This window comes from Corallococcus caeni, from assembly GCF_036245865.1.
In the GTDB taxonomy this organism is placed as follows: domain Bacteria; phylum Myxococcota; class Myxococcia; order Myxococcales; family Myxococcaceae; genus Corallococcus; species Corallococcus caeni.
This window is the reverse complement of sequence record NZ_BTTW01000004.1, coordinates 810,982-817,692: the sequence shown is the minus strand read 5'-3', so window position 1 is coordinate 817,692 and position 6,711 is coordinate 810,982. Positions and strand designations below refer to the sequence as shown.

The following is a 6,711-nucleotide window of genomic DNA, read 5'->3' as shown; positions in this document are numbered from 1 at the left end:
TCCTCTTCAAGCTGAACGAAACCGAGCACGTCCTCGTCGTCACGATGCACCACATCGTCTCCGACGGCTGGTCGCTGGGCGTGCTGGTGCGAGAAGTTGCCGCCCTCTACGCGGCCTTCTCCGCCGGACAACCGTCGCCCCTACCCACGCTGCCGGTGCAGTACGCGGACTACGCGGACTGGCAGCGCCGCACGCTTTCGGGTGAGACGCTGCGGCAGGAGGTGGCCTGGTGGGAGACGAAGCTCTCCGGGGCTCCGGCCGTGCTGGAGTTGCCCACTGACTTCCCCCGCCCCGCTGTCCGGAGCACCGCGGGCGCAACCCTCAGCTTCGCCCTGTCGCGTGAATTGACGGAAGCCCTGCGTGGCCTCGCCCACCAGGAAGGGGGTTCTCTCTTCATGGTGCTGCTGGCCGCCTGGCAGGGCCTGCTTGCGCGCTACACGGGCCAGCAGGACCTCACCGTCGGCTCGCCCATCGCCGGCCGCACCCGCGCGGAGACGGAGGGCCTCATCGGCTTCTTCGTCAACACGCTCGTCCTGCGCGCGAAGGTGGAGGAGGGCCAGTCCTTCCAGGCGCTGCTTCGTCAAGTGCGCGCCACCGTGCTCGAGGCCTACGAGCACCAGGAGGTGCCCTTCGAGAAGCTCGTGGAGGCACTCCAGCCGACGCGCAGCCTCAGCCACACGCCCCTCTTCCAGACGCTGCTGGCGCTCCAGAACGTGCCCACGGAGGACGTGCGACTGCCGGACCTGCGACTGCGAGGGCTGGAGGCCACTCACTCGACGTCGAAGTTCGACGTGAGCGTCTTCTTCACCGAGGGGCCCGACGGCTTGCGCGGCACGCTGGAGTACAGCACCGCCCTCTTCAAGCAGAGCACCGTCGAGCGGATGGCGAGCCACCTGCGCACGCTGCTGGAGTCCGTGGCCGCCAAGCCCGAGCAGTCCCTGGCCGAGGTGCAGTTGCTGACGGAAGTGGAACGTCAGCGCATCCTCGTGGAGTGGAATGACACGGCGGCCGTCAGCCCGACGGACGTCCCCGTCCACGTCCACTTCGCCCAGCAGGCGCAGCGCACGCCTCAAGCCGTCGCCCTGGTGCTGGGGGATGACTCGCTGACGTACGCCCAGCTTGAAGCCCGCGCGAACCAACTGGCCCACTACCTGCGCGCCCTGGGCATCGTCCCGGGTGCGCGCGTGGGCCTCGCCGTCGAGCGCTCCTTCGAAATGGTCACGGCGCTGCTCGCCATCCTCAAGGTGGGCGCGGCCTTCGTCCCTGTGGACCGCAATGCTCCCGTGGAGCGTATTGCGGCGCTCCTGGAAGATGCTGACGTCAGCGTGACGCTGACTCACCAGTCCTTTGCCTCGCTGCTGCCCTCCTCTGGCACCCGTGTCTGGCTGGATGCGCAGCGGGACGTCATCGCCTCACTGCCGACGCATGCGCCGGATGTCCGCGTGGACGGCGAAGCCCTGGCCTACGTCATGTTCACCTCCGGCTCCACGGGCCGCCCCAAGGGCGTCTGCGTCCCTCACCGAGGCATCACCCGCCTCGTGCTCGGCAACTCCTTCATGCGCTTCGGGCCTGACGAAGTCTGGCTCCAGGCCGCTCCCGTTGCCTTTGACGCCTCCACGCTCGAAATCTGGGGCGCGCTGCTGCACGGCGCGAAGCTCGTCCTCGCTCCACCTCACTCCCTCTCGCTGGAGGAACTGGCCGCGCAACTGCGCCACCACCGCGTGACGTCCTTGTGGCTCACCGCGGCCCTATTCGAGCAGATGGCGCTGCACCAGGGTGAAGCCCTCGCCGGGGTGCGCCAGGTGCTCGCCGGTGGTGATGTGCTGCCCGCTGCGCGCGTCCGAGAGCACCTCGCTCGCATCCCCGAAGGCACCACCTTCCTCAACGGCTACGGCCCCACGGAGAACACCACCTTCTCCGCGACGCTCACCATGAGTCGCGACTCAGTGGTGGATGGCCCGGTGCCGATTGGCCGACCGCTCTCCAACTCCACCGCCTACGTGCTCGACACGCACCTGCGCCCCGTGCCCGTGGGCGTCGCCGGTGAGGTGTACGTCGGTGGCCAGGGCCTCGCCTGGGGCTACCTCCACCGACCGGACCTGACCGCGGAGCGCTTCGTTCCCCACCCCTTCGCTTCCAGTCCGGGCGAGCGCCTCTACCGCACGGGCGACAAGGCCCGTTGGTTGGCCGACGGCACGCTCGACTTCCTCGGCCGCGTCGACTTCCAGGTGAAGGTGCGCGGCTTCCGCATCGAGCTGGGTGAAATCGAAGCAGCGCTGCGTGCATTCCCTGGCGTCAACGAGGCCGTTGTCGTGGCCCGGGGCACGGACGCGGACAAGCGCCTCCTCGGCTACGTCACCGCGCGCGAAGGCCATGCGCTGGACTCCGAAGCACTCAAGGCAAGCCTCAAGCAGCGGCTGCCTGAGTACATGGTGCCCTCCGCACTCGTCCTCCTCGACGCCCTGCCCCTCAACGCCAACGGCAAGGTGGACCGCAAGGCCCTGCCGGAGCCTGACGCCCACGCCATCGAGGCCCGGGACTTCGTCGCGCCTCGCGATGCCCTGGAGATGCAACTCGCCCGAATCTGGGAGGATGTCCTCGGCGTCCGCTCCGTCGGTGTCCGCTCCAGCTTCTTCGAGCTCGGCGGCCACTCCCTGCTCGCCGTGCGCATGGTCGCCGCCGTGCGGGAGCGCCTGGGCCAGTCCATTCCCCTCTCCGTCCTCTTCCAGCAGCCCACCGTCGAGCAGCTCGCCCGGGTGCTCCGCGATGACTCGCAGGCGTGGACGCCCCTCGTCCCCCTGGAGCGCGGAGAGCCTGGCCACCGGCCCTTCTTCCTCGTCCACCCGGGCGGCGGCAACGTCCTCGCCTACTCGGAGCTGGCGCGTCGCCTCGGGCCCTCTCTGCCCGTCTACGGCCTCCAGTCCCGTGGCCTCGACGGACGCCCTGTCGCCGAATCCATCGAGGAGATGGCCGGCCTCTACATCGAAGCCATCCGCACGGTGCAGCCTCATGGCCCCTACCAGCTCGGAGGCTGGTCCCTGGGCGGACTCGTCGCCTACGAAATGGCCCAGCGGCTCCGCGAGGCCGGCGAAGCCGTGGACCTGCTCGCGCTCATCGACACCCACGTCCCCGGCCTTACGAAGCCCTCGCAGGACACCGCGCGCCTCGACTCGGAAACCCGCGCGCGGCTCGCCTTCGCCCACGCCACGGCCACCGCCTTCGGACAGGCGCTCTCCCTCTCCGACGACGTCCTGGCCCAAGGCAGTGACGAAGCCATGCTGGACCACCTGCTCCAGGAAGGCATCCGGGCGCGCATCCTCGACGTGCACTCCGGCCCCACTCAGTTGCGCGTCCTCTTCCAGGTCTTCCGCGCCAACCTCTTCGCCCAGGAGAAGTACGTGCCCCGGCCCTACGACGGCACCGCCCTGCTCCTGAGCGCTGGCGAAGCCCCCGCCACCCTCCCGCGTCACCGTGGCTGGGAGCCCCTCGTCCGCGGCGGCCTGGAGGTGCACACCGTCCCCGGCGGCCACCACGCCCTGATGCAGGACCCGCACCTCGCACCCGTCGTCGAGCGCCTGCGCACGGCCCTGTCCGCCGCCGCGAAGCAGGAGGCCACCGGCAGCTGAAGCCCGCCCCCACTCCGTGTCTGTCTTTCAGGCACGGAGTGGAAACGGGTTACGGTGCGCGCATGTCACGCGAAGAGAACAATCGCTATCTCCGGAATGCCACCAAGGACCAGCTCCGCAAGCTGCCGCTGCTGGGGCGGCTGGGCTCCCATCCGCTCCTGAAGCTCCTGCTCCTGTGGGCCGCGCTGCTGGCGCTCTACGGCGGCTTCTACGTCTTCTTCTCCAATCCCACGCACCCGGGCAGGAGTCAGCCCACCCCGTCGCCCACGCTCCAGCCGGACCTGGTCCCGACGTTGATTGCCATCTTCACGCTCGTCTCCACGGTCCTGGGCGCGAGTCTGCTTTGGCGGCAGCTCCAGGCTCGCAAGGTGCGCAGGAAGGAAGCCGAGGCGCTCCTGCAGCCGGGTCCGGAGGCCTACCTCCGGCTCACGGACGAGCTCCTTCCCCCGACCAGCCCGTTCCCTGACGTGGACCTGCTGCGAGCGCAGAGGCACGCCCTGGCGAGGATCCTCTACGGACAGGACGCGCAGGCCCGCCACGAATTGAACCAGGTGAACTGGCGGGGCAAGGCGCCCCTGCTCCAGGCCATGGAGCGGGGCATGGACGCGCTCCTCCACCTGCTCTGCAAGGACGACCCCGAGCGGGGACTGACGCTCGCGCGGGAAGCCCTCGCCATGGCCGACCTCAACCCCGCGATCCCCGGCGCCAAGACCGGCCGCGCCTTCTACGAAGTCCTCCTCCACTGCGCGGAGGTCCTCACGGGCACGGTGACGCCGGAGGGCACACGGACCCTGGAACACCACCAGGAGGGCTCGCCCCTCATCGTGGTTCGCCTGCTGAGCGCCTGGGCCCTCCGGGTCGCCTCCATCCAGGTGAAGGACGTGGACCGCGCGGAGCGGATGCGCCAGTTCCTCCAGACGCACGCGCCCCACTGCGCCCCGCTCCACCGGCTGCCCGCTCGGGCAATGGCAGACACCTAGAGCTTCAGCCGCTTGAACACCGGCTCCGGGATGCTGCGGATGATGAGCATGATGAGCGCCCAGAAGCCGGGCACGTAGACCTCGTTCTTGCGTCCGTCCGCGGCCTTCAGCAGGCCGCGCGCCACCTGCTCCGGCGAGGCGAAGAGCTTGTTCTTCGGCACGTGCGCCGTCATCGGCGTGTCCACGAAGCCGGGCTTCACCGTCACCACCGCCACGCCGGACTTCGCCAGCCGGTTGCGCAGGCCCTGGAGGAACACGGTCAGCGCGCCCTTGGACGCGCCGTACACGTAGTTGCTCTGCCGGCCGCGGTCTCCCGCCACGGACGAAATCACGACCAGCGTGCCGGCCTTCTGCGCCTCGAAGCGGTTGGCCAGCTCCGTCAGCAGCGACGCGGCGGAGAGGAAGTTCGTGCGCAGCACCAGCTCCGTCGCGGCCCACGAGCGCTGGCTCTCCGCCTGGTCTCCCAGCACGCCATGCGCCAGCACGGCCCCGTCCAGCTCGCCCAGGGCCTGCCACGCCCGCTCCACGAGGCTCGCGTGCGCTTCGCAGTCGTTCAAGTCCAGCGCCCGGAACTCCACCTTCGGCGCGCCGCGCGTGGTTGCGTCCCTGGCCACCGCCTCCAGGTTCGCGGCGTTGCGGCCCACCAGGTACAGCGCGGCCCCGCGCGCGGCGAGCAGCCGCACCGTCGCCTGGGCAATGGCGCTCGTGGCGCCGAGGACGATGACTTTCTTCATGGGATGGAGACCTGGCGTCCCTCCAGCGAAGGCAGGGGCAGCGACGCCGGGTTCACCCGGCGCCAGAAGGAGGAAGAGAACGCGGGATCGATGTACGCGGAGAACCGCTCGCGCTGGGGGAAGTACGCCGCGAAGCTCTCCGGGCTCATGCGCGCGTCCTTGGCGGGGTACACCGCGCCGCCCGCTTCACGCGTCACGCGGTCCAGTTCCTCCACCAGCCGCCACGTCTTCTCACCCCGGTTGGCGAAGTCCAGGGCCAGCGTGTAGCCCGGGCGAGGGAAGGACATCCACCCGGGCGACGGCAGGTCGCCGAACGTCTTGAGCACGGACAGGAAGCTGGGCAGCCCGCCCCGGGCGCTGCGCTCCAGCAGCTCCTTCAGCGCGTCGCGCGCGGTGGCGTGGGGCACCACGCACTGGAACTGGAGGAAGCCCCGGCGGCCGTAGATGCGGTTCCAGCCGTACACGCTGTCGAGCGGGTAGAAGAACGGATCGTAGTGCACGAGCCGCGGGGACGGCTTGGTCCGTTCCCGGTGGTAGTACAGGAAGTTGAAGGCGGACACCGACAGCCGGTTGAGGCAGAAGCCCGGCAGGTCCACGGGCACCGCGAGCCCGCTGCCATGCGACAGGTGGCTCCTGGCCAGGGGCAGCCGGTCGAACTGCGTGGGCGCGAAGTTGCCCCGGTAGAACAGGCCGCGCCCCAGCTTGCGGCCGCGCGCCAGGCAGTCCACCCAGGACATGGTGAAGTCGTGGTCCGCCTCGGACTCCGCGGACACGCGCATGAAGCCGTCCAGGTTCTCGAACGGGACGGTCTCCTGCACCACGAAGGGGTTGCGGATGGGCGTCAGCTGCACCTCCGCCCAGGTGACGAGCCCCGTGAGCCCCAGGCCGCCAATCGTCGCGCCGAACCAGTCCGCGTTCTCCTCGGGCGAGCACATCCGGCGGCTGCCGTCCGAGCGCACCAGTTCAAACCGGCGCACGTGCCGGCCGAACGTCCCGGCCCGGTGGTGGTTCTTGCCGTGCACGTCGTTGGCGATGGCGCCGCCCACCGTGACGAACTTCGTGCCCGGCGTCACCGGCAGGAACCAGCCGCGCGGCACGGCCAGCCGCAGCAGCGTGTCCAGCGACACGCCCGACTCGCAGCGCACCACGCCCGTCGCCGGGTCGAAGTCGATGAGCCGGTCCAGGCCCGCCGTGAGCAGCACCGTGCCCCCGCCGTTGAGGCAGGAGTCGCCGTAGCTGCGGCCCAGGCCATGCGGCAGCACCGGCCCGTCCACCCGGGGCAGCGCGTCCGAGCGCCACACGAGCGCGCGCGCCTGCTGTTCCACGCGGGGGAAGCGGCCCCAGGAGTCCGACGTGCTCATCGCCACGCCT

Annotated in this window: 4 protein-coding genes; 2 read left to right on the top strand and 2 right to left on the bottom strand. The window is 70.2% G+C overall.

The annotated features are described in order from the left end of the window. Positions 1 to 3,626 (top strand): non-ribosomal peptide synthetase (locus AABA78_RS21375; RefSeq protein ID WP_338265118.1); only part of this gene is annotated, 3,626 nt, incomplete at its 5' end. 62 nt (positions 3,627 to 3,688) lie between these two features. Then, positions 3,689 to 4,606 carry a hypothetical protein gene (locus AABA78_RS21370; protein ID WP_338265116.1) on the top strand — a complete coding sequence of 306 codons (918 nt, stop codon included), beginning with the start codon at positions 3,689 to 3,691 and terminating at the stop codon, positions 4,604 to 4,606. Here AABA78_RS21370 and AABA78_RS21365 read toward each other — a convergent pair. Together AABA78_RS21365 and AABA78_RS21360 are read right to left on the bottom strand one after the other, a co-directional pair. Next, positions 4,603 to 5,340 carry an SDR family oxidoreductase gene (locus AABA78_RS21365; RefSeq protein ID WP_338265114.1) on the bottom strand — a complete coding sequence of 246 codons (738 nt, stop codon included), beginning with the start codon at positions 5,338 to 5,340 and terminating at the stop codon, positions 4,603 to 4,605. The genes AABA78_RS21370 and AABA78_RS21365 overlap by 4 nt on opposite strands. Then, a complete protein-coding gene (locus AABA78_RS21360; protein ID WP_338265113.1) occupies positions 5,337 to 6,701 on the bottom strand; it encodes an FAD-binding oxidoreductase in 1,365 nt (454 codons plus the stop codon). The genes AABA78_RS21365 and AABA78_RS21360 overlap by 4 nt, the downstream gene beginning before the upstream one ends. Between the last annotated feature and the right edge of the window lie 10 nt (positions 6,702 to 6,711).